Origin of the sequence: Stenotrophomonas sp. CC22-02 (assembly GCF_004365115.1) — a bacterium.
Taxonomy (GTDB): Bacteria; Pseudomonadota; Gammaproteobacteria; order Xanthomonadales; family Xanthomonadaceae; genus Stenotrophomonas; species Stenotrophomonas forensis.
This window is the reverse complement of sequence record NZ_SOCO01000001.1, coordinates 3,832,491-3,854,836: the sequence shown is the minus strand read 5'-3', so window position 1 is coordinate 3,854,836 and position 22,346 is coordinate 3,832,491. Positions and strand designations below refer to the sequence as shown.

The 22,346-nt window shown below is 68.4% G+C and carries 18 protein-coding genes; 9 read left to right on the top strand and 9 right to left on the bottom strand.

Translation table 11 applies throughout. The features are described 5' to 3' along the window. Positions 1 to 9 precede the first annotated feature (9 nt). On the bottom strand, positions 10 to 294 hold the full coding sequence (locus N440_RS17630; RefSeq protein ID WP_040006855.1) for a DUF2782 domain-containing protein: 285 nt from the start codon (positions 292 to 294) through the stop codon (positions 10 to 12). A 98-nt stretch (positions 295 to 392) separates the two neighbouring features. On the opposite strand from N440_RS17630, the gene polA reads away from it, so the two are divergent. Together polA and N440_RS17620 are read left to right on the top strand one after the other, a co-directional pair. After that, positions 393 to 3,167, top strand: coding sequence for a DNA polymerase I (gene polA, locus N440_RS17625; RefSeq protein WP_133935908.1), 2,775 nt, complete (start codon positions 393 to 395; stop codon positions 3,165 to 3,167). Between the two features lie 328 nt (positions 3,168 to 3,495). After that, positions 3,496 to 3,975 (top strand): YetF domain-containing protein, encoded by a 480-nt coding sequence (locus tag N440_RS17620; RefSeq protein WP_008266839.1) that lies wholly within the window; start codon positions 3,496 to 3,498, stop codon positions 3,973 to 3,975. A gap of 74 nt (positions 3,976 to 4,049) precedes the next feature. On the opposite strand, the gene N440_RS17615 is transcribed toward N440_RS17620, so the two are convergent. From N440_RS17615 to N440_RS17585, 7 genes are all read right to left on the bottom strand, one after another. Further along, positions 4,050 to 5,213: a hypothetical protein gene (locus tag N440_RS17615; protein ID WP_133935907.1), complete on the bottom strand. Its 1,164-nt coding sequence runs from the start codon at positions 5,211 to 5,213 to the stop codon at positions 4,050 to 4,052. A gap of 96 nt (positions 5,214 to 5,309) precedes the next feature. Continuing rightward, positions 5,310 to 6,206, bottom strand: a complete 897-nt coding sequence (gene hemF, locus N440_RS17610; RefSeq protein ID WP_133935906.1) for an oxygen-dependent coproporphyrinogen oxidase — start codon at positions 6,204 to 6,206, stop codon at positions 5,310 to 5,312. A gap of 54 nt (positions 6,207 to 6,260) precedes the next feature. After that, positions 6,261 to 7,871, bottom strand: coding sequence for a hypothetical protein (locus N440_RS17605; RefSeq protein WP_133935905.1), 1,611 nt, complete (start codon positions 7,869 to 7,871; stop codon positions 6,261 to 6,263). A 37-nt stretch (positions 7,872 to 7,908) separates the two neighbouring features. Continuing rightward, positions 7,909 to 9,030 (bottom strand): hypothetical protein, encoded by a 1,122-nt coding sequence (locus N440_RS17600; RefSeq protein WP_133935904.1) that lies wholly within the window; start codon positions 9,028 to 9,030, stop codon positions 7,909 to 7,911. A 35-nt stretch (positions 9,031 to 9,065) separates the two neighbouring features. Beyond that, positions 9,066 to 9,623 carry a hypothetical protein gene (locus N440_RS17595; RefSeq protein ID WP_133935903.1) on the bottom strand — a complete coding sequence of 186 codons (558 nt, stop codon included), beginning with the start codon at positions 9,621 to 9,623 and terminating at the stop codon, positions 9,066 to 9,068. A 30-nt stretch (positions 9,624 to 9,653) separates the two neighbouring features. Beyond that, positions 9,654 to 10,073: an NUDIX domain-containing protein gene (locus N440_RS17590; protein ID WP_133935902.1), complete on the bottom strand. Its 420-nt coding sequence runs from the start codon at positions 10,071 to 10,073 to the stop codon at positions 9,654 to 9,656. After that, a complete protein-coding gene (locus N440_RS17585) occupies positions 10,070 to 12,439 on the bottom strand; it encodes a S9 family peptidase (protein ID WP_133935901.1) in 2,370 nt (789 codons plus the stop codon). The genes N440_RS17590 and N440_RS17585 overlap by 4 nt, the downstream gene beginning before the upstream one ends. A gap of 167 nt (positions 12,440 to 12,606) precedes the next feature. On the opposite strand from N440_RS17585, the gene N440_RS17580 reads away from it, so the two are divergent. The 7 genes from N440_RS17580 to N440_RS17550 all read left to right on the top strand — a co-directional run bounded on the left by N440_RS17580 (position 12,607) and on the right by N440_RS17550 (position 20,199). Beyond that, positions 12,607 to 12,936 (top strand): hypothetical protein, encoded by a 330-nt coding sequence (locus tag N440_RS17580; RefSeq protein ID WP_005414880.1) that lies wholly within the window; start codon positions 12,607 to 12,609, stop codon positions 12,934 to 12,936. Positions 12,937 to 12,973: 37 nt separating this feature from the next. Next, positions 12,974 to 13,633, top strand: coding sequence for a sigma-70 family RNA polymerase sigma factor (locus N440_RS17575; protein ID WP_133935900.1), 660 nt, complete (start codon positions 12,974 to 12,976; stop codon positions 13,631 to 13,633). Further along, a complete protein-coding gene (locus N440_RS17570) occupies positions 13,630 to 13,845 on the top strand; it encodes a hypothetical protein (RefSeq protein ID WP_133935899.1) in 216 nt (71 codons plus the stop codon). The genes N440_RS17575 and N440_RS17570 overlap by 4 nt, the downstream gene beginning before the upstream one ends. Positions 13,846 to 14,044: 199 nt before the next feature. Continuing rightward, positions 14,045 to 15,442, top strand: coding sequence for a cytochrome ubiquinol oxidase subunit I (locus N440_RS17565; RefSeq protein ID WP_008266442.1), 1,398 nt, complete (start codon positions 14,045 to 14,047; stop codon positions 15,440 to 15,442). Position 15,443: 1 nt separating this feature from the next. After that, positions 15,444 to 16,457, top strand: a complete 1,014-nt coding sequence (gene cydB, locus N440_RS17560) for a cytochrome d ubiquinol oxidase subunit II (RefSeq protein WP_006476247.1) — start codon at positions 15,444 to 15,446, stop codon at positions 16,455 to 16,457. 150 nt (positions 16,458 to 16,607) lie between these two features. Beyond that, on the top strand, positions 16,608 to 16,868 hold the full coding sequence (locus N440_RS17555; protein WP_006476245.1) for a YcgL domain-containing protein: 261 nt from the start codon (positions 16,608 to 16,610) through the stop codon (positions 16,866 to 16,868). Next, positions 16,861 to 20,199 carry an ankyrin repeat domain-containing protein gene (locus N440_RS17550; protein WP_133935898.1) on the top strand — a complete coding sequence of 1,113 codons (3,339 nt, stop codon included), beginning with the start codon at positions 16,861 to 16,863 and terminating at the stop codon, positions 20,197 to 20,199. Before N440_RS17555 ends, N440_RS17550 begins: the two co-directional genes overlap by 8 nt. 126 nt (positions 20,200 to 20,325) lie before the next feature. Here N440_RS17550 and N440_RS17545 read toward each other — a convergent pair whose 3' ends face one another. Then, on the bottom strand, positions 20,326 to 22,104 hold the full coding sequence (locus N440_RS17545; protein ID WP_133935897.1) for a monovalent cation:proton antiporter-2 (CPA2) family protein: 1,779 nt from the start codon (positions 22,102 to 22,104) through the stop codon (positions 20,326 to 20,328). Positions 22,105 to 22,346: the final 242 nt, after the last annotated feature.

Here is a 22,346-nt window from a genome sequence, read left to right as displayed (position 1 = left end):
CCGGTCACATCACCAGCTGTACAGCTTCCAGTACACCGGCGACACGCCGTCCTTGTCGTTGTCGAAACGGCCGTCGCCATTCTTGTCGTACATGTAGTACGGCGCGCCGCGCGACGGGGTCACCTTGACCATGCGCAGCTGGCCGGACACGCGGTATTCCTCGATGGTGTCACCGTTGTCCATGGTGCGCTTGGAGACATCGGCGCCCTTGACGTCCACCGGGGGAGCACCTGCGCCACCCATGCTGGCGCAGCCAGCGAGCAGGAGCACGGAAGCCAGCATCAGGGTCTTCATCGGCGGGGGCCTTTGCCTGGATAGAGCCCTGATTATGCCCCATCGCCGGGTGCGTGCCGTGTCGTCGCGGTGCAGGCACGGGCGCGTAGAATCGGCGCATGAGCAGATTAGTCCTGATCGACGGGTCCAGTTACCTGTACCGCGCGTTCCACGCGCTGCCGCCCCTGTCCAATGCACAGGGTGAACCCACCGGCGCGCTGTTCGGCGTGGTCAACATGCTGCGCTCGACGCTGAAGGAACGCCCGGCCTATGTCGCGTTCGTGGTCGATGCGCCCGGCAAGACCTTCCGCGATGACCTGTACGACCAGTACAAGGCCAACCGGCCGCCGATGCCCGACGAGCTGCGCAGCCAGGTCGAGCCGATGTGCCGCATCGTCGAGGCGCTGGGCATCAGCATCCTGCGCATCCCCGGCGTGGAAGCCGACGATGTGATCGGCACGCTGGCCCTGCAGGGCCTGGCACAGGACCTGAAGGTGACCATTTCCACCGGCGACAAGGACTTCGCCCAGCTGGTGCGTCCGGGCATCGAGCTGGTCAACACCATGACCGGCAGCCGCATGGATTCGGACGCGGCAGTGATGGACAAGTTCGGCGTGCGTGCCGACCAGATCATCGACCTGCTGGCACTGATGGGTGACACCGTCGACAACGTGCCGGGCGTGGAGAAGTGCGGGCCGAAGACCGCCGCCAAGTGGCTGGCCGAGTACCAGCACCTGGACGGGGTGATGGCGGCCGCGCCGACCATGAAGGGCAAGATCGGCGAGAACCTGCGCGCCGCGCTGGAGCGGCTGCCGCTGAACCGCGAGCTGGTGACCATCCGCACCGACGTGGCGCTGGACGCCAGCCCGACCACACTGGCCCTGCGCGAGCAGGACGTGCCGGAGCTGACCGAGCTGTATACGCGCTACGGCTTCACCCAGGCGCTGAAGGAACTGGGGGCACCGCTGCCGGCGCCCACCGCTGCCAGTGAGGCCACCCCGAGCCTGCGTGGTACCGCCGCCGGCTTCGCCCGTGGCAGCGCCGAGGCGCCGGCCGCCGGTGCGCTGGACCCGGCGCTGGCCGCGCCCGGTGAATACGAGACGGTGCTGACCACCGAACAGCTGCAGGCCTGGGTCGAGCGCCTGCAGCAGGCCGACCTGATCAGTTTCGATACCGAGACCGATGCGCTGGACGCGATGCGTGCGCGCCTGGTCGGCGTCAGCCTGGCCGTCGAGCCGGGCAAGGCCGCCTACATTCCGGTCGGCCACGACTACCCGGGTGCACCGGCGCAGCTGCCGATGCAGCAGGTGCTGGACGCGCTGCGCCCGGTGCTTCAGGACCCGGCGAAGAAGAAGCTGGGCCAGCACGGCAAGTACGACCTGCATGTACTGCGCCGCCACGGCGTGGACGTTCAGGGCTACCACGACGACACCATGCTCGAGAGCTTCGTGCTCAATTCCACCGCCACCCGCCACGACATGGACTCGCTGGCCCTGCGCTACCTGGGCTACAGCACCATCAAGTTCGAGGACGTGGCCGGCAAGGGCGCCAAGCAGATTCCGTTCTCGCAGGTGGGCATCGACGAAGCCAGCCGCTATGCGGCCGAGGACGCGGACATCACCCTGCGCCTGCACCACGCGCTGCAGCCGCAGCTGTTGGCCGAGCCGGCGCTGGACAGCGTATACCGCGACATCGAGATGCCGCTGGTGCCGGTACTGACCACGATCGAAGCCAATGGCGTGCGGATCGATACCGATGAACTGCGCCGGCAGAGCCAGGACCTGTCCTCGCGCATGCTGGCCGCGCAGCAGAAGGCCACCGAGCTGGCCGGGCGCAGCTTCAACCTGGATTCGCCCAAGCAGCTGCAGGCGGTGCTGTTCGATGAGCTGAAGCTGCCGGCGGTGGTGAAGACCCCCAAGGGCCAGCCCAGCACCAATGAAGAGGCGCTGGAGGCGATTGCCGAGCAGCACGAGCTGCCGCGGGTGATCCTGGAGTACCGCGGCCTGGCCAAGCTGCGCAGCACCTACACCGACAAGCTGCCGGAGATGGTCAACCCGGACACCGGCCGCGTGCACACCAGCTACCACCAGTCCGGTGCCGCCACCGGCCGCCTGTCCTCGTCGGACCCGAACCTGCAGAACATTCCGATCCGCACCGAGGACGGCCGCCGCATCCGCCGCGCGTTCATCGCGCCGGAGGGCTTCCAGCTGCTGGCGGCCGACTATTCGCAGATCGAGCTGCGGATCATGGCCCACCTGTCAGAGGACCCGGGCCTGGTGCGGGCCTTCGAACAGGGCGCCGACGTGCACCGTGCCACCGCCGCCGAGGTGTTCGGGCGCACGCTGGAGGAAGTGACCCCGAACGAACGCCGTGCCGCCAAGGCGATCAACTTCGGCCTGATGTACGGCATGAGCGCGTTCGGCCTGGCCCGCAACCTGGGCATCGACCGTGGCCAGGCGCAGGACTACGTGGCGCTGTACTTCAGCCGCTACCCGGGCGTGCGCGACTTCATGGAGCGGATGCGCCAGCAGGCCCGCGACCAGGGCTACGTGGAAACCCTGTTCGGCCGCCGCCTGTACCTGAACGACATTCATGCCCGCAACCAGGGCCTGCGCGCGGGTGCTGAACGCGCGGCGATCAACGCGCCGATGCAGGGCACCGCCGCCGACATCATCAAGCGCGCGATGGTGGACGTGGACCAGTGGCTGCGTGACAGCGGCGCACCGGCACGGATGATCCTGCAGGTGCACGATGAACTGGTGTTCGAAACCGAAAGTGGTTTCGTCGAAGACTTGCGTTTGCAGGTGGTGGAACGCATGTCGCAAGCGGCCAAACTGCGGGTGCCGCTGGTGGTCGATACCGGCATCGGCAACAACTGGGACGAAGCACACTGACCCCGTTTCAGGCCGAAAACGACGTGAATTTGTTCATCAGTCGGAGGTTTCTGACTCGATCATGAATGTTCCCCCGATTGAAGTTCATTAAATTGGGCCCCTTCACGAACCGTTAGTGTTCGGAGTGCTTCTATAACTCTCGACAGGCGCAATGCCTGTTGTGGATCTCTCCCATCCCCTGGAGCAGATCTCGGAACGGGGACTCCTCCCCAAGTGCCCGTTCCCCGGCCCCGTTGACCTCCCCCTGGTCAGCGGGGCTTTTTATTTGTGCCGTTGCCAGATTCCCTGGTCTGCGCCACGCTGGGCCACCGCTCCGCAGGGGAAAACGATGCCCGATCTGTTCGCACTGGCGATGCCGTGGTGGGAGTTCATCCTGCGCGCGGTAGTGGTCTACGTCGTAGTGCTGGGCATGGTCCGGCTCAGCGGCAAGCGCGCGCTGGGGCAGATCACGCCGTTCGACGTGCTGCTGATCGTGCTGCTGGGCAATGCCGTACAGAACGCCCTGCTGGGCACCGACACCTCGCTGGGCGGCGGCCTGCTGCTGGCGGCGACCCTGATCCTGCTCAACTACGGGGTGGGCTGGGTCAGTACCCGCAACCGGCGGATCGAGCGCCTGGTGGAGGGAGAACCGGTGGTGATCGCGCGCGATGGGCGCCTGTTCGACACCGTGCTGCGTCGCGAGCAGGTCACCCGCGCCGATTTCGAGGCCGCCATGCGCCAGCAGGGCTGCCTGGGCGTGGAGGATGTCGAACTGGCCCTGCTGGAGATCAACGGGCACATCACCATCATCCCCAGGAAGAGCACCTGACCGGGTAGCGCCGTGCCTGGGCCCGGCTGCACGGTGCATCAGCCGGGCGGGGGACCGGCGCTACCCAGCCCCGGTCATGGCGTGCAGCGTTCGTTGCCCGCCGCCGGCTTGCGCTCGTAGTAGGCGAAGCGGTTGCCACCGTCGATACCGGCCAGGTTGCCGTTCTGCAGCAGCTGCAGCACGAAGTCGCTGCCGAGTTCGCGATGGATGAGGATGCGGCCGTCGCGCAGGCTGGCGCGTAGTGGCTGCTCGCGGCCACCGGCTTCGACCACGCCGCCCTGCAGGAAGCGCAGCTGCGACAGCACGCTGCGTTCGGCTTCAAAGCTGCCGCAGGGCAGCGCGCTGGCCGTGACCGGTGCCAGTGCCGTGCCAGGAGCGCTGGCCAACACGCCGAGGTCCTTGGCCGGCCCGCAGGCCGGGGCGTCCGCGCGCTGTGCACACGACAGCTGCAGCGCCTCGCGGGCCTGCTGCAGGCGGCCACTGCTCCACAAGGTCTCGGCGGTGTCGGCGCAGAACGTTTCGCCCTGCTGCACGCGGCACAGGGCGATCAGTTCATCCAGCTGTTCCGGCGGCAGCGGCGCATCCACCGAATGCTGCAGGCCGAGCAGGGCCTTGCCCATCATTTCCGAGGCGACCTGCCTGGCCACTGCCGTGCAGCCCTCGGCGTCGAACGACGGTGACTCCTCCTTGCAGATCTCGGGCATCGGCGGCTCCGCTGTGCTTGGCGAAGCGTCCTTGGCCTGCTGCTGGTAGGTTTCCAGCAGGCGCATGCAGGCGGCGCCCACGCCCTCGGCGCACCAGGCATACAGCTTCTGCGGCTCGGCTTCCGGCAAGGCCTCCAGGCACTCGGAGGTGTTCATCACGCAGCCGTCTTCGATGGGCTCTGGCATCACCTTGCATGCGGCGGAGCGCTCACGGGTGAACTCGCGGTACGGGGTGCTAAGGGTGCGGTCGTTGTCGGAGAAGTACCAGTTCTCCAGGCGGCCTGTGGACAGGTTGCCGGTGCCGAGCACGTCGTCCTGGCGGGCGATGCGCAGTTCCTCGGTGGCCTGGTAGGGGCCGGACAGGAAGCCGTGGCCCTCGCTTTCGAGGGTCAGCGTGGTGTTGCCGCTGCTGTCCTTGTAGGTGCCGCAAGCCATCGATTGCGCGGCGGCCGGCAGGCTGGCCGAGGCCAGCACGAGCAGCAGCAGGGAGCGCCAACCCGCAGCGCGGGGGCGGAGGGCAACAACAGCAGGCATGACATCATCCTTGAAGAAGAAAGAACACGACCTGTCCGGTGCAGGACGCACCGCAGGCAGGGGAAAGCACCACGCCCCAGGCGTGGCGCCGGAAGCTCAGAGCCAGTCGCGTGGCACCAGGTAATCCGCCAGGCGTGCCTCGGCACTGCCGGCGTCCGGGTTGAAGCCGTATTCCCAGCGCACCCGCGGCGGCAAGCTCATCAGGATGCTTTCGCTGCGGCCACCGCTCTGCAGGCCGAACAGCGTACCGCGGTCGTAGACCAGGTTGAATTCCACGTAGCGGCCACGGCGGTACAGCTGGAACTCGCGTTCGCGCTCGCCATGGGGCGTGTCCTTGCGCTGCTGCACGATCGGCAGGTACGCCTCCAGGAAGCCATCGCCGACCGCGCGCAGATAGTCGAAATCGCGCTCGAAATCGCCATGCAGGTCATCGAAGAACAGGCCGCCGACGCCGCGTGTTTCGTTGCGGTGGCGCAGGAAGAAGTACTCATCGCACCAACGCTTGTGCGCGGCGTAGCGTTCCTCGCCGAAGGGTGTGCACAGATCGCGTGCGACCCGGTGCCAGTGCTGCACGTCCTCGTCGAACGGATAGAAGGGGGTCAGGTCGAAGCCGCCGCCGAACCAGCTGGCCACCACTTCGCCGTCGCGCTGCGCCTGGAAAAAGCGCACGTTGGCGTGGGTGGTCGGCACGTAGGGATTGAGCGGGTGGAACACCAGCGACACGCCGGTGGCGCGCCACGAGGCGCCGGCCAGTTCCGGGCGGTTGGCCGAGGCCGACGGCGGCAGGCGGCTGCCAGCCACGTCGGAGAAGCCGATGCCGGCCTGTTCGAACACTGCACCGTCGCGCAGCACGCGGGTACGCCCGCCGCCGCCCTCGGCCCGCTGCCACAGGTCTTCCTGGAAGCGGGCCTGGCCATCGGCGGCCTCGATCGCCGCGCAGATGCGGTCCTGCAGGTCGGTGAGGTAGGCGCGCACGCGCTCGAATTCGTTCATGGCGCGTACTTTACCGCAGGGCCCGCCCGAAGCTGCGGACAGGCCCTGGCGGGCTCAGCGCTTGCGGTTGGAATTGCGTGGCGGGGTGCCCCCTGCCGCCGCGTCTTCCATGGCCTTCTGCAGGGCGCGGCCCAGTTCCAGCGCGCTCCAGTTGCCGGTTTCCAGCACGTCGCAGGCGACGTGGCGGCCACTGCCATCGGCGTTGCACAGCTGCTCCAGCGTGGCATGGGCATCCACCTCGGGGCTTTCGCCGTGGGCGGTGACCAGATTCTCGCAGCCCTCGCGCACGCCAGCGCGGCACACGGTGGTGAAGTGCCCGGCCGCCTGCGGCCACTGCCCGGACATCGCTAGGCGATTGCCCAACACGTTGCAGCCCTGCAGCCTGCCTTGTGCGCAGCAGTCCTCGGCAGATCCGTCGGCCAGCGCCTGCGGGCAGTCCTGCGGCAGCGGCAGCACGGTGTACTGCTTCGGCGCGCTGCAGCTGGCGGGGGCATCGCCGGTGGCGGTGAACACCTGGTAGCGGGTCCACTTGTCCAGGCCCAGCAACTGGCCGCCCGGCAACGGACGCAGCACGAAGTCGCCGCCTTTGTCATGACGGATGCGGATGTCGCCCTCTTCGATACGCGCACGCAGCTGGCTGTTCCAGCCGGTGCCGACCAGGCCGGCATCGCCGAAGGCCAGCGTATCCATCAAACCGCCATCGGAATGGAAGCTGCCGCAGGGCAGGGCGGTCGCCGGTTGGGGCATCAACGCGGTACCCACTGCCTGCAGGCCGGGCAGGTGGGCGCAATCGGTGGCTTCAGCGCCTGTCGCGCAGGACAGAGCCAGCGCCTGCACCGCCTGCAGGTGGTCGCCCGATTCCCAGGCCAGCTCGGCCACCCGCGCGCAGAAGCGCTCATGGGGTCGCTGCTGGCACAACTGCAGCAGCTGCCGGCGCTGTCCCCTGGGAACCACCACCGGTGTGGACGGGGACACCATCGACTTCATCGTTTCGGCCATCGCCACGCCCATCACCGCCCTGACGATCTTTTCCTGCAGCGCTTGATCGTCTTTCAGTGCGGCGGCACAGGCGGGCGTCTCGTTGCTGAAGCCACCGTCGCGGCAGGCGGCGGGCAGCTCGATGCCGGCCAACGCCGCATCGACGATGGCTTTCTGTCCGGATGCATCCGGCCTGGCCGGGGTAGCGGCATCGTCATGCCAGCGATCGGCCAACTGCAGGCACATGCCGGGCACCCCTTCGCGACAGGCGGCTTCCAGCGCGGCCGGCGTCGCCTCGCGACGATTGTCCATGCAGGCCGCTGCATCGGCCAGGCAGCTTCCGTCCGCCGCGGCGGCGGCGGCCGCGCAGGTTGCCGGCTCCTGCAGGTTGAACACTGTGCCATCCACCTCGACCGTGCGGCCGCGGTCGCGCACCTGCAGTTCGCGGGGCAGCCCGTATTCCAGGCTCACCAGCTGCAGTTTTCCATCGATCCGCTGGAAAGCGACCGGAGAGGGTGCACTGCCGAAGTGCTTCTGCTCGCCACGGTTGGGTGAGCTGATGCGCAGCGTGCTGCTGCCTTCATCGGCCTTGAACAGGCCGCATTGCAGTGACTGCGCGGCGGCCATCGGCGCGGCCAGCAGCAACGCCCAGGCCAGCCAGCGGCGGCGCGGTGCGGGTGAATGCATGTCGTCTCCTTGACGATCGAACGGAAAACTCCAGGCGCTACGGCGAACCACGGCCCTCGCGCGGGGGCGTGCATTGTGCCGTGCCTGGCACGGGTTGGTAACGCTGGTAGGCCGTCTGCACATCCATGCCAAGCAGGTCGCCATTGCCGAGCTGGCGCAGCGTCAGGGTTTCGCCGTTCTGCTGCAGCTGGACGGCGCCTTCGTGCAGGCGGGCCTGCGTGCCATCGCCGAAGTCGAGCATGTCGATCACGCCACCGTCAGCCTGGTAGCGGCCACACGGCACATGTTGGAGCGCCACCAGGCGCAGGTCGGCACCGAGTTCACGCAATGGTGCGGTACGTTCGCAGGCACTGACGCGGCCGCCATCGCAGGTGACCTGCAGGGCCTGCACCGCCAATGCGGGCTCCAGCGCGATCAGCTGCTGCGCGGCCACTTCGACGCAGAAGCGCCCACCACGGTATTGCAGGCACAACTGCTGCAGGCGATCGCGTGCAGCGGCCGGAAGCGGCGCATCCAGCGTGTCTTCGTCTTCCTGTGCCAGCCGTTGGGCCACCCGCCGCATGGCGGTGGCCAGTGCATCGTCGGTCATGGCTTCGCAGGCCTGCCGCTCGTGCCCGGCGGTGTGTTCGCGGCACGGCGGCGGGCGCTCGAAGACGGCCGGGCCGGCGTCATCGGCAGCATCCGCCGCACTGCCCTCACGCATCAGCCGCAGCAGCGTCGAGCAGCCCGCACCCACGCCCTCGTCGCAGGCGCGCCGGGCCTGGCCGGGCGAGGCCGTTGGCAGCTGCACCATGCAGTAGCTGCCAGCAGCGCGGCAGCTGCCGGCCACCGCGCCGGGTTCGGCGGTGCAGGCCCGGGACTGGCGCAGGGTGTAGATCACCGTCACGCTGTCCTCGATGCGCTGCCCATCGGCGCTGATCCGGATCGGTTCCGCCACGCCATCATCGAGCATGACCAGGCGGGTCTGTGCCGCACTGCGATCGACCCACAGCGGTTCCGGCTCACCGATGCCGTTGTGGCGGTAGCCGCTGCTGGGGCTGGTGAACACCAGTGCCATGCCGTCATCGAGGCTGCGATACTCGCCGCAGCGCAGGGCATCGGCGCTGGCAGGCAGCGCGGCGAACAGCAGCAGGGCAGGGAAAAGAGCCAGCAAGCGCATGCGACGGTCCTTGTCGTGCGAGAAGGGGATGGGGCTCAGCGGAAGCGTGAGCGGATATCGGGCCGCAACAAGCGCCAGGCCAGCCAACCCTGCAGACCCAGGAACAGCACTGAAGTGCCGAGCAGGGTGAAAGTCATCATCCAGCGACGCGGCTGCAGCGACTGCTGCATCTCCGGCCCGTCGGCGAGCAGCACGATCATGTCGCGCATGAACACGTCCCACCACCAGGTGATCGCGAAATTGGCCAGTGCGCTCAGCAGCAGCATCACCACGAAACTCCATAGGCCCCAGTAGCGTTCGCGCAGCAGCCCCCAGCTGGCCACGGCCGAGACCAGGCAGAGCAGTGCGGCGATCATCGAGGCAACCACCGGGTGCGCCAGCAGCCAGGCCACGCTGTGCATCTGCCGATGCTGTGCTTCACCCGCCAGCAGCTGCCAGAGTGGAACGTCGTGCAGCGGCCAGACCAGTAGCCCCTGCAGCACGAAATAGCCGGCCAGCAGCGCGGACAGCCAGAAGGACGCCTGGACCAGTGGCCGGATCCACGCGTGGTAGGGCGAAGGCTGCAACGAGGGCGGCGGGAGCGGCACTGACATCCGATGTCCTTGCAATCGGCACCCGCGCGGTCAGCGGGCCGTCACCCGGGTGGCGACGGCCGGCAGGATATGGTGTTCGCTCAGCGGTGCCAAGGGCAGGCCGTGTGGCGGCTGCAGCGGCACCCAGGCCAGTTCGGCAATCTCGGCGCGCGCCTGCGGGGTACCGTCCACCTGCACCCACCAGGCCTGCGCCTGCACGCGGTGGCCGGGCTCGTTCACCGCCCAGTCTTCGAAGGTGCCCAGCGCCAGGGCGGCATCGGCGCGCAGCTGCACGCCCAGTTCCTCGTCCAGCTCGCGGGCCAGCGCCTGCAGCGGCGCTTCGCCGGGTTCGGGCTTGCCACCCGGCTGGATGAAGCGGTGGGCGCCCTGCTTGCGCACCACCAGCGCCCGGCCACGGTCATCCAGGATGACCGCGGCCACGATCTCTATCGTGGCCGCGGCAGTGCTCACTTCAGGTTCTGCTCGAACAGCTTGAGGATGCGCTTGTACTGGTCCAGCCAGGAATCGGCACGGACATAGCCGTGGCGCTCCAGCGGGTACGGCGCGATCGACCAGTTGTCCTTGTGCAGTTCGATCAGGCGCTGGGTGAGGTTCACCGAGTCCTGGAAGAACACGTTGTCATCCATCATGCCGTGGGCGATCAGCAGGTTGTCCTGCAGGTTCTGCGCGTACTCGATCGGCGAGGACACGCGGTACGCCTCCGGATCGATGTCCGGGGTGTTGAGGATGTTGCTGGTGTAGCCGTGGTTGTACTGGTGCCAGTCGACCACCGGACGCAGCGCGGCGCCGGCCTTGAAGGTGCCCGGCGAGCGGAACAGCGCCATGAAGGTCATGAAGCCGCCGTAGGAACCGCCGTAGATGCCGGCGTGGTCGCGGTCTCCCTGCTGGGTGTCGACCAGCCAGTCCAGACCGTCCTTGTAGTCTTCCAGTTCCGGGTGGCCCATGTTGCGGTAGATCGCCGTACGCCAGTCGCGGCCGTAGCCCTCGCTGCCGCGGTAATCCATGTCCAGCACGATGTAGCCCTTCTGCACCAGCAGGTTGTGGAACATCTGCTCGCGGAAGTAGGCCGGGTAGCGCTGGTGCACGTTCTGCAGGTAGCCGGCGCCGTGCACGAACATCACGATCGGGTACTTGCGGCCCGGCTGCTTGTTTTCCGGTTCGTAGTACTTGGCCCAGACCACGCCGGCGCCATGCTTGGACGGCACTGCCACCAGCTTCGGCTGGACCCACTGGCGGGCCTTGTAGTCGGCGGTGCGGGTGTCGGTCAGCACGCGTGCCTGGCCACCGGCACTGGGCAGCACCGCCAGCTGCGGCGGCAGGTAGGCGCCGGAGTAGCGCACCAGCAGCTGCTGGCCATCCGGCGACAGCGAGAAGTCTTCCACGCCGTTGAGGCTGGTCAGCTCGCGCACCTGGCGGCTGCCGGTGTCGACCGCGCAGACCTCATAGTCATGCGGGGCCTGCTGGTTGCACAGGAAGTAGAAGCCCTTGCCATCGGCCGACGGCACCGGCGCCGAGGTTTCCCACTTGCCGCTGGTCAATGCCTGCGGCTTGGCGCTGCCGGCCTGGGTGTACAGATGCGAGAAGCCCGATTCCTCGGACAGCAGCCACAGCGTGCGGCCATCGGCCATCCAGCCGAAATCGTTGAAGCCCCAGTTGATCCAGGCGTTGTCGGTCAGCCGGTGGCGGTTCTGCACGCGGCCGTCGGCGGCATTGACGCTGATGATCCAGCGGTCCTTGTTGTCGTTGGCACGCAGCATTACTGCAGCCTGCTGGCCGTCGGCGCTCCAGCGGATGCCACCGCCCATGAAATCGCTCATCACCTGCAGGCTGCGCTCGCCCTTCAGTGCGTCCTTGCCGGCCTTGCGGCGCAGTTCGGCCAGCGGATCGGTGCCGATGCCCGGCAGGCCCGACAGCGAGATCTTCTCGGCCTTGCCGGTGCGCACGTCGACGTACCACAGGGTGTGCGGCTCGAAGCCGTTGCGGCCAACGCGGGTGCGGGTGTCCTCGGTTTCCTCGTAGCCCGATTCGGTCACGTACAGCGGCATCTTGCCGCCGCGACCGTCATCGAAGTCCTTCGGCTTGGTCACCACGATCAGGTGGCCCAGGTCCGGCGACAGCACGCTGTCGGCAATCTCCACATCGGTGCCCAGGTACACCGGGCCCGGCGCGCGGGTCGGGTCGGCCTGGCGCCAGCGCTGGTCCTGGTCCTTCAGCGCCTCGCGCTGGTCGCGGTCACGGCGCAGGGTTTCCAGCGTACGCAGCTGCTGGTCGCGCAGCACGTCGGCCTTCGGCGGCGTACGCGGGTCCTTCTCGGCCTTCAGGCTGGCCACCTGCTGCACACCACTGGCGGCAGTCCAGTGGAACCAGTTCTGGCCGACGCGCCAGATCACGCCGTTGTCGGCAGCGAAGTTCACGTTGCCCGCGCGCTCGTTGCTGCGGGTCAGCTGGGTCAGCGCACCACTGCGCAGGTCGCGCACGAACACGTCGCCATTGCGGACGAACGCACTGCGGCTGCGGCTGCGGTCGTAGACCGGCTCGGCCACGTCCAGGGTGCCGCGCTGGTCATCGGCCACCTGCGCGGCCACGCCACCGGCCACCGGCTGGCGGAAGGTGTCGCGCACCGGGCTGCCGTTGCGCTTGAGCTGGTACTCCACCTGCTGGCTGTTCCACGACCACCAGGCCTTCTCGACCGGCGGACCGATCCAGTCCGGGTCGGCCATGGCCTGTTCGATGGTGATCGGCGTCGGCGCGGCATGCGCGGCCGGTGCGGCCAGCACGGCCGACAGCAGGAGGGACAGGGGCAGCACTCGGGACATGGGCGGACGGCACCGGAAGAGGAAACCGGGCAAGGGTAGCAGTCGCCCCGGTCGCGGGCAGGGGCCACAGGTCATGGCAGCGGAATCGGCAAACTGCTGCAACCGGTTGCCGGGCTCGCGCATCCATTGTCCTGAACCCGCATCATCCACCGAACAGGAGCCCGACCATGCAGGAACTGATCCCGATCACCCTCTTCATCTGCATCGCCTACGCGATCCATGCCATTGCCGATGCCCGCGCCCGCAGCAAGCTGGTGGCCCCGCACGTGCCGGAGGAGGTGATCCGCTCGCTGGCCGTGCTGGAAGAAGAGCGCCGCCGCCAGGGCGCGCTGCGCTGGGGCATCAGCCTGGTCTGCCTGGCACTGGCGATGGCCCTGCTGGAAGCCATCGGCGCCCGTGACCTGACCTTCGGTGCCGCCGCCGCGCTGGTTGGCAGTGCTGGCCTGGGCCAGCTGCTGGCCTGGCACTTCACCCGCCCCGCCGCACGCAAGGGCTGAGCCGCCGCATGCCACGGGCACAGGGGGCGCCCCGTAGATGAGCCTGCTCGGCGAAGCATTGTCGGCACTGCGGGGCCGTCGCCGCCACGATGCAGCGGCGACGGCGACGGCGGCACCCGCTGCACCGCTGGATGCGGACCAGGCCCTGGTACGGGCCATCATCGACGGCTCGCAGGCGGCGTTTTCGCAGCTGGTCGAGACCCATCAACGCACCTGCGCGCATGTGATCGGGCGCATGGTGGGCGACCGCGACCAGGTAGCCGACCTGCTGCAGGAGACCTTCCTGGCGGTGTTCCGCCAGCTGCACCGGTTCCGCTTTGAATCCTCGCTGCGCACCTGGGTTTCGCGGGTGGCCTACACCACTGCGTTGCAGCACCTGCGTCGGCGGCGGCTGGAGGCGCAATGGATGGTGGCGGTGGAGGTGCCTGAGGAACTGGGCATCGGCGATGAAGGCCCCGGGCCGGCTGAATTCAGCGAATCGCTGCAGGCCGGTCGCCAGCTGGGCGCGGCACTGGAGCGATTGAGTGCGCCGCAGCGATTGATTGTGGGCCTGCACTATCTGGAGGACTTCGATCTGGCCGAGATCGAGCAGGTCACCGGGCTGGCGCGCGGTACCATCAAGAGCCACCTGTACCGCGCGCGACAGATCCTGAAGCAGGAGCTGACGCGGCACGCCACCGCCGGAGAACTGCTGTGAGCCAATCGACTGACCCTCGCGATGCGGACGAGCGCGCGCTGGCACAGGCGTTGCGTGAACAGGCGCAGCAGGAACAGATGCCGGATGTGAGCGAGGCGCTGCAGAAGCGCATTGGAGCCGAATCGCGCGATAGCGGTGTGCTTTACGTGGTGGTGCAGGTGCTGTTGTTTGGCGCGCTGCTGGCTGCGGCGGCCTGGTATTTCTGGAACTGAGGCGCCCTCCGGGCGGTGGGCCTGGTAGATGCCGACTTTGGTCGGCGTTTGGGCGTGTGTGCCAACCAAGGTTGGCAGCTACCAGAGCGGTTGACCCCTGCGACAAAGTGAAGCAGCGCGTCACCCGGTCGCATCCCGGCTTAACCAAATCCTCCTAAAGTGGTCCGGTATCCCACCGGTCGCAGGCAGGAGGCGTCCCTTGGACGCGTTGTTGTTGTCCCGGATCCAGTTCGGATTCGTCATCAGTTTCCACGTGCTGTTCCCGGCCTTCACCATCGGCACGGCCAGCTGGCTGGCCTTCATTGAATGGCGCTGGCTGCGCACGAAACTGCCCGTGTGGCGCGAGCTGTATTTCTTCTGGCAGAAGATCTTCGCCGTGTCATTCGGCATGGGCGTGGTCAGCGGCATCGTCATGGCCTTCCAGTTCGGTACCAACTGGCCGCGGCTGAGCGAAGTGGCCGGCACGGTCATCGGCCCGCTGCTGACCTATGAAGTGCTGACCGCGTTCTTCCTGGAAGCCAGCTTCCTCGGCGTGATGATGTTCGGCTGGGGGCGGGTGTCGCCGCGCCTGCATTTCCTGTCCACCTGCATGGTCGCGCTGGGCACGCTGTTCTCCACGTTCTGGATTCTTTCCTCCAACAGCTGGCTGCATACGCCGGCCGGCTACGAGATGGTCAACGGCATCGTGCACCCGGTGGACTGGTGGCAGGTGGTGTTCAACCCCTCGTTCCCGTACCGCCTGGCGCACATGGCGCTGGGTTCGTTCATCACCACCTGTTTCGTGATCGGTGGCGTCGGCGCGTGGTACCTGCGCAAGGGCACGCATGTGGAAGCCGGGCGGCGCATGCTGGTCGCGGCGGTAGCGTTCGCGGCGCTGACGGTGCCGGTACAGATCTTCGTCGGCGACATGCACGGCCTGAATACGCTCAAGCATCAGCCGATGAAGATCGCGGCGATGGAAGCGCACTGGCATGAAACCAAGGAAGGCGAGGGCGTGCCGCTGGTGGTGTTCGCGCTGCCCAACGAAAAGGAAGAGCGCAACGATTTCGAAGTGGCGATCCCGAAGCTGGGCAGCGTGATCCTCACCCATTCGCTGGACGGCAGCTTCGATCCGCTCACCTCGGTGCCGGCCAGCGAACGGCCGCCGGTGACGCCGGTGTTCTTCGCCTTCCGCATCATGGTCGGGCTGGGCACGCTGATGCTGCTGCTGGCCTGGGTCTCGGCATTCCAGCTGTGGCGCCGGAAGCTGCTGGATTCGCCGTGGCTGCTGCGCGGCTGGAACTGGATGTTGCCGAGTGGCTTTATCGCACTGCTGTCCGGCTGGTTCGTCACCGAAATGGGGCGCCAGCCGTGGGTGGTATATGGCGTGCTGCGCACCGCCGACGCAGTGGGCCCGCAGAGTGCGTGGATGACCGCGCTGTCGCTGGGTGTCTACGTGGTCGGCTATGCCTTCGTGTTCGGCTGGGGCATCTGGTACCTGGTGAAGATCCTGCGCCATGGGCCGCAGCCGTATGCCGAAGGGCCATCGCTGGACCACGGCAGCCATACCCCGGCGCGCCCGCTGTCGGCAGCCGACGAACCGCTGGAGGATCGCTGACATGGACCTGATGACCTGGCTGCCGGTGGCGTGGTTCGCGGTGATCGGTTTCGGTGTGCTGATGTATGTGGTGCTGGATGGCTTCGTGCTCGGCATCGGCATCCTCGCCCCGTTCGCCGAAGACGAGGAACAGCTGGACCTGATGATGAACACCGCCGCACCGATCTGGGACGGCAACGAGACCTGGCTGGTGCTGGGCGGCGCCGGCCTGCTGGCGGCATTCCCGAAGGCCTATGCGGTGCTGCTGTCGGCGCTGTATCTGCCGGTGCTGCTGCTGGTGGTGGCGCTGGTGTTCCGCGGCGTGGCCTTCGAGTTCCGCTTCAAGGCGCATCGCTCACGCCGGTTGTGGAGCGTGGCGTTCGCACTGGGCTCGCTGCTGGCCACCTTCGCCCAGGGCGTGATCCTCGGCACGCTGGTGCAGGGCCTGCCCCTGCAGGACGGCGTCTATCACGGTGGCCCGTTCGCCTGGTTCAGTCCGTTCGCGATGTTGACCGGCGCCGCGCTGGTGGCCGGCTACGCGCTGCTGGGCAGTACCTGGCTGATCCTGAAGACCGAAGGCCGGGTGCAGGCGCTGGCGCGGCAGATGACCCGGCCGCTGGTGGTGGCGGTGATCGCGGCGATGGGCCTGGTCAGCAGCTGGCTGCCGTTCCTGCAGTCGCGCCTGATGGACCGCTGGTTCAGCGATGGCAACTTCTGGTGGCTGTCGCCGGTACCGCTGCTGACCCTGGCGGTGGCGGCCGCGTTGTGGCGCAGCGCCACCCATCCGCGCCGTGACCTGCCGCCGTTCCTGCTCAGCCTTGCCCTGTTCGTGCTCGGCTTCCTCGGCCTGGTGCTGGGCATGTGGCCGTACCTGCTGCCGCCATCGATGACCTTGTGGCAGGCCGCTGCGCCGGCATCATCGCTGGGCTTCACCCTGGTCGGGCTGGTGATCCTGCTGCCGGTCATCCTCGGCTATACAGCGTGGTCCTACCGGGTGTTCCGCGGCAAGGTACACGCCGACGCCGGCTATCACTGAGCACCGGGCCAAGGCTGAACGCCGTCGCCACATTGCTGAACCTCGTCGGGGAAACACCGTCGATCACGCCGCCATCGTCGGCTGACGGCTTTCCCCGGTGTCGGCTTTCCGACACAATCATGGCTCTTCCCGGGTTATTGTCCCGCGGACATGCACGCCTACGTCTATAAAAGCCAACTCAAGCCGGACACCTACGTCTACGTTCCCCGACGCGAAGATTTCAGCGCGCTGCCTGCGCCGCTGCTCAAATCGCTGGGGACGCTCACTTTCGTGCTGGACGTTGCCCTGGATGCCCAGCGCCGTCTGGCGCAGGCCGACCCGGACAAGGTTCGCAGCGAAATGAGCGAACGCGGCTTCTACCTGCAGGTGCCGCCCTCGGTGGCCAGCTTGATGCCGCGGCACTATGACTGAACCTTCCCGTCCGCGTGCCCTGTCGATCGCCTTCACTGTTGGCGCCGTGCTGGCGCTGGGCGCTGCCGTGGGCGGCGTCCCGGGCGCCCTGCTTGCCGCACTGGCGCAGCCTGCGTTCGCGCTGGGCGTGTCGTGGTGGCGGCGCAGCCGCGCGCTGCTGCCGTTGAAGGTGGTTGCGCGCCAGGACCTGCCCGCGCTGCTGGCGCTGTGGGCGGCCGCACCGGTCCTGCTGGCGCTGCTGCTGGCCTGGCCGCTGGCCGCGCTGCGCGATAGCGGCAGCCTGGCGGCGGTGCTGGGCCTGAGCGTGCTGGTCAGTGCCGGCCTGCTGGCGGCCTGGCGTACCTGGCCGCTGTGGAATGATGTGGAACGCCTGGATGGCAGCCTGGCCCAGCACTGGCAGGCGCTGGCCGGACGTGACCTGACCGCCTGGCGCGGCCTCGGTGTGGCCGCACTGGTGATCGCGCTGGCGGCACTGGTGGTGCTGCCGGCCTGGCCGGGCCTGCTGCCGGAAAGTGCTCGCTGGCCGGCCGCGCTGGCCGTAGTGGTGCTGTCGCCGCTGCTGCACCTGTTGCTGCAACGGGTGGCACCCGCACCGCTGGTGTCGTTGCGTACCGGCGCGTTGAACGCGACCAGCCACGAACACGAACCGATGTTCGCCGCCGCGGCCGAGACTGCGCCGCTGGAGGCGATGGCGCCGCAGGAACTGACCCCGGCCCTGTACGAAGCCGCCCGCCATGGCCGCATCGACCGCGGCCTGCAGCTGCTGCAGGCCGGTGCCGATCCCTATGCATTGCCGGACCCGAACTGGCGCGACCAGCGCAGCCTGGCGGTACTGGCCGCGGTGCTGCCAGACCTGCGCCTGCTGCGCGAGCTGATCGCCCGCGGTGTTGACGTGAACGCGCCGCACCGCGGCATGACCCCGCTGCTGGCGGCGACCCGTGACAGCTGGCATGGCCGCCCCGAAGCGGTGATGACCCTGCTCGCCAACGGTGCCGATTCGCGCGCCACCGACAGCGACGGCAACACGCCGCTGCATCATGCCGCGCGCAGTTCCGACCCGGGCGTGGCGGCGCTGCTGCGCGATGCCGCGGCCGAAGTCGATGCGCTGAATAGTGATGGCTGGTCACCGCTGGCGGTGGCCTGCCAGGTCGGCAACTGGCGCCTGGCGCGTTTCCTGCTCGAACGCGGTGCCCGCAGCGAGCCGGCCGAAGGCACTCCGGTGCTGCTGGCCGCCGCCGCCACCGAAGACGACGATCCGGCCGGCGTGCAGCTGCTGCTCAAGCACAAGGCACGCGCCGACGCGCGTGATCGCCAGCGCCGCAGCGCGCTGCACGAGGCCGCATTGGCGGGCCACGTCGAGATCATCGGCGTGCTGCTCGGTGCCGGCGCCAACCTGGAAGCGCGCGATGCGCTGGGCCGTACGCCGTGGCTGGAAGCGGCCCGTGCCGGTCGCGCTGCGGTGATCGAGCACCTGCTGCCGCACAAACCGGACCTGGTCGCCGTGGACGGCGAAGGCCGCAACGCAGTGCAGCTGGCGGTGATGGCCGAGGATGTCTCGCCGCTGCTGATCAAGCGCCTGGTCGAGCTGGGCATCGCCGCCGATGCCGCCGATCCGGTCGGTCGCCGCGCGGTGGACTACGCCGCCGAAGCGGGTCGCTGGGCGATCGTGGCCCTGCTGGACCCGTCCTATCCGTTGCCGGCCGCCGTCAGTGATGGGCTGGCCGAGCGCGGCGAAGCGGCCATGGCCAGCGGCCTGCTGCCGGACCGTCCGCCGCTGACCCTGCTGCGTGAAGCGCTGGGCTTCGGCAACACCGAAGGCATGGCCGCGCTGGCCAGGCTGTGCCAGCCGGAAGAACTGGGTGGCCTGCTGCTCGATCCTGAGCTGGCGCTGGAGCCGCGTGCGGTCGACTGGCTGCTGGGCCACGGCGCCGATCCCTATGTGCGTGACGCCTGCGCCGACACGCCGATGTTCGCGCTGCTGTCGCGCGGCATCGATGCGGTGCCGGCACTGCAGGTGATGCTGCAGCGTGGCCTGTCGCCGGCCGGGCGCGGTGGCCTTGCGCGCTTCCTCGCCGCCTGCGCCCAGCACGACCAGGCCGCCCGAGGGCTGGAACAGCTGGCGCTGGAATTGCTGGAGCGTGGCGCCGATCCGTTTGCGGCCTCGCCGGCCGGCGATCCGCCGCTGTCGCTGGCGGTACGCCTGGGTTGGCTGCGCCTGCAGCAGGCCCTGCTGAAGGCTGGCGTCGATCGCGAAGCGCGCGACAGCCACGGCATGACCGCCTTGCATCTGGCCACCGCGCTGGCTCGCGAAGGTGCATTGAAGCTGCTGGTGCAGCACGGCGCCTCGCCGGAAGCACGCGCCGCTGATGGCCAGACGCCGCTGGGCGTGGCGCTGTCGATTGGACGCCGTGACCTGGCCGACTGGCTGGACTGGCGGGTGTGGCCGTTGCCGCGACGCACCCTGCGCGAGGCCGATCTGCCGGCCGCCGCGATGGCCGGCGACGTCGATGCGGTACGCCGCCTGATCGATCTGGGATTTGCGGTCGACGCGGTCGATGCACAGGGCTGCACCGCGCTGCTGCGTGCGGCCGGTGGCGGCCATCTGGCAGTGACCGATCTGCTGCTGGCGCGTGGCGCTGATCCGCAGCACGCGGCGGCCAGTGGTGCCACGCCGTTGTCGGCGGCGGTCAGCATGCGCCAGGTCGATATCGTCTCGGCCCTGCTCGATGCCGGTGCCAAGCTGGAACATCGCCTGCCGGGCGGTGTGACGGTGCTGATGCTGGCCTCGGCGCTGGGCCTGCCGGACATCGTCGCGCGCCTGCTGACCGCTGGCGCCGATGTACATGCCGGTGACGCGCAGCAGCTGGGTCCGCTGCACTGTGCCGCGCTGTATGGCTTCAGTGCCCGTGACCGCTCGCGCCTGCTGGCCCTGCTCGACACCCTGCTGCTGGCCGGCGCCGAACCGGACCAGGCCGCTGCCGGTTCGGTCACGCCGTTGCTGCTGCTGCTGGGCGCACGCGCCGAGCCGGGTACCGCCTGCGACGAGCAGGTGGTGATGGCCGCGGTGGAGCGCCTGCTGGACGAGGACGTGAGCCTGGACGTGCGCGACCCGCGCGGCTTCGGCCCGCTGCATCTGGCCGCCCTGCATGGCCTGCCGCTGCTGGTGCAGCGCCTGCTGCGCGCCGGTGCCGATCCGGAAGTGCGCGACAGCCTCAACCGCAGCCCACGCGAGATCGCCGTGATGCGCGGTTTCATCGACGTGGCCGGTGAGTTCGAGCCGCGCGTGCCGGGTGTTTCCTCGATGGCCCGGTTCCTGCGCGATAACGGCTGATCCCTGGAAATGGGTAGTGCCGGCCGCTGGCCGGCAACCTCATGAAACCTCCGGGATCTCGAGATTGCCGGCCAGCGGCCGGCACTACCGCAATCTGTGGTGGGTGCCGACCGTTGGTCGGCACGCCTACGTGTCGTCGCTTTCCGCGTCGGCCTCGAACAGGTGCATCAGGTCGTTGCGCGCATCGCGCGAGGTCTGGATCACCGCGGCCTCGTCGTCGTAGACCAGGTACTGGTCGCGCAGCAGCTGTTCGTCATGTTCGCGGAAGCGCTGCACATGGCGCTCGGCCACGTTCGCCGCAATACCCAGCGCGGTCAGCACACGCCCGCTCATCTCCAGGCTGGTGCCGAACACTTCGCGGAACGGCTCGGCCGACATGTCCATCAGCCGCCACGCATGCTGGCGGTTGCGCGCGCGGGCCAGCACCGTTGCATCCGGATACAGCCGGCGCACCATGCGCACCGCGCGCAGGTTCGTCTCCGGGTCATCCACGGTGATCACGAACACATCGATGTGCTCGCCGCCCGCTGCGCGCAGCATTTCAGGCCGGGTCGGGTCGCCGTAGTACAGCTGGTTGCCGAAGCGGCGCAGGTCGGCCACGGTGTCCGGGTTCGCCTCCAGCGCCACGAACGGCACCTTCTGCGCGGTCAGCAGGCGCGCGATCACCTGGCCGAAGCGGCCCATGCCGGCGATCAGCACCTTCGGCCGATTGTCCGGTGCCACCTTGTCAGCCTCGGCGGCCTGGCGCGGTGCGGCCTTCTCCTGGCCGAGCAGCTTGAGCAGCGCGATCATCAGCAGCGGTGTGATCGCCATCGACAGGCCGACGATGGCCACCAGCCGGTCATGGTTGGCGTTGCCCAGCAGGTGCGCGCGCTGCGCTTCGTTGAACACCACGAAGGCGAATTCACCGCCCAGCCACAACACGCTGCCCAGCAATAGCGACTGCCGCGAACTGAGCTTTGCAATACGCCCGATCACGTACAGCAGACCGAACTTGACCACCAGCAGGATGCCGACGCCCGCGGCGATCAGCCACGGCTCGGACGCGATGCGGTCGAGGTCGATGCCCATGCCCACCGCGATGAAGAACAGGCCCAGCAGCAGCCCCTTGAACGGCTCGATCTGTGCTTCCAGTTCGTGCCGGAATTCCGAGTCGGACAGCAGCACGCCGGCCAGGAACGCACCCAGGCTGGGGCTGAGGCCGGCTTCCTGCATGAACCAGGCGGTGCCCAGCACCACCAGCAGGGCGGTGGCGGTGAACACTTCCGGGCTGCGGGTGCGCGCGATGATGCTGAACACCTTGCGCAGCACCGGTCGCCCGCACAGGATCACCACCGCCAGCGCACCCAGCGCCACGGCGGCATCCTCCCAGCGCAGCGTCTCGTTCTTGACCCCGCCCAGCAGCGGAATGGCCGCCAGCAACGGGATCGCGATCAGATCCTGGAACAGCAGGATGGCAAAGCCCAGCCGGCCATGGTCGCTGTTGATCGCCTTGTGCTCGGACAGCAGCTGCAGGCCCACCGCGGTGGACGACAGCGCCAGCGCCACACCCACCACCAGCGCGCTTTTCCACTGGAAATGATCGAGCAGCAGGAGGCCGCCCAGCACCAGCCCGGACAGCGCGACCTGCGCCGCACCGGCACCGAACACCGAGCGGCGCATCACCTTCAGGCGCGCCGGTGACAGTTCCAGGCCGATCACGAACAGCAGCATCACCACACCGATCTCGGCGGCGCCGAGGATGCGGTCGGCGTCCTGCACGAAGCCCAGCCCGTCAGGACCCAGCACCACGCCGGCCGCCAGGTAGCCCAGCACCGCACCGAAGCCGAATTTCTTGAACACCGGCACGGCAATGACCGCCGCCAGCAGCAGCACCAGCGCCAGTTCCAGACCACCGCTATGCATGGGAATACCTGGTCATCGGGGGAACCGGCCGCGCGTCCGTTCGGAGGAGGGAAAGCATGGCGAACGCCACGGCCACATTATGCGCGCCGGTGCGTGTACGCACGAGGACACGCGTGCCGGCAACGGTGCCGGCTGGCCCCGGGTTGACCTGCATGCCCGGCAGGTCCAGACTCCCCGCCGCTGGCGGCGCGTCCGCCGGCACACGCATCCCGGAGTCCCCAACCCATGTCCAGCGACAGTAG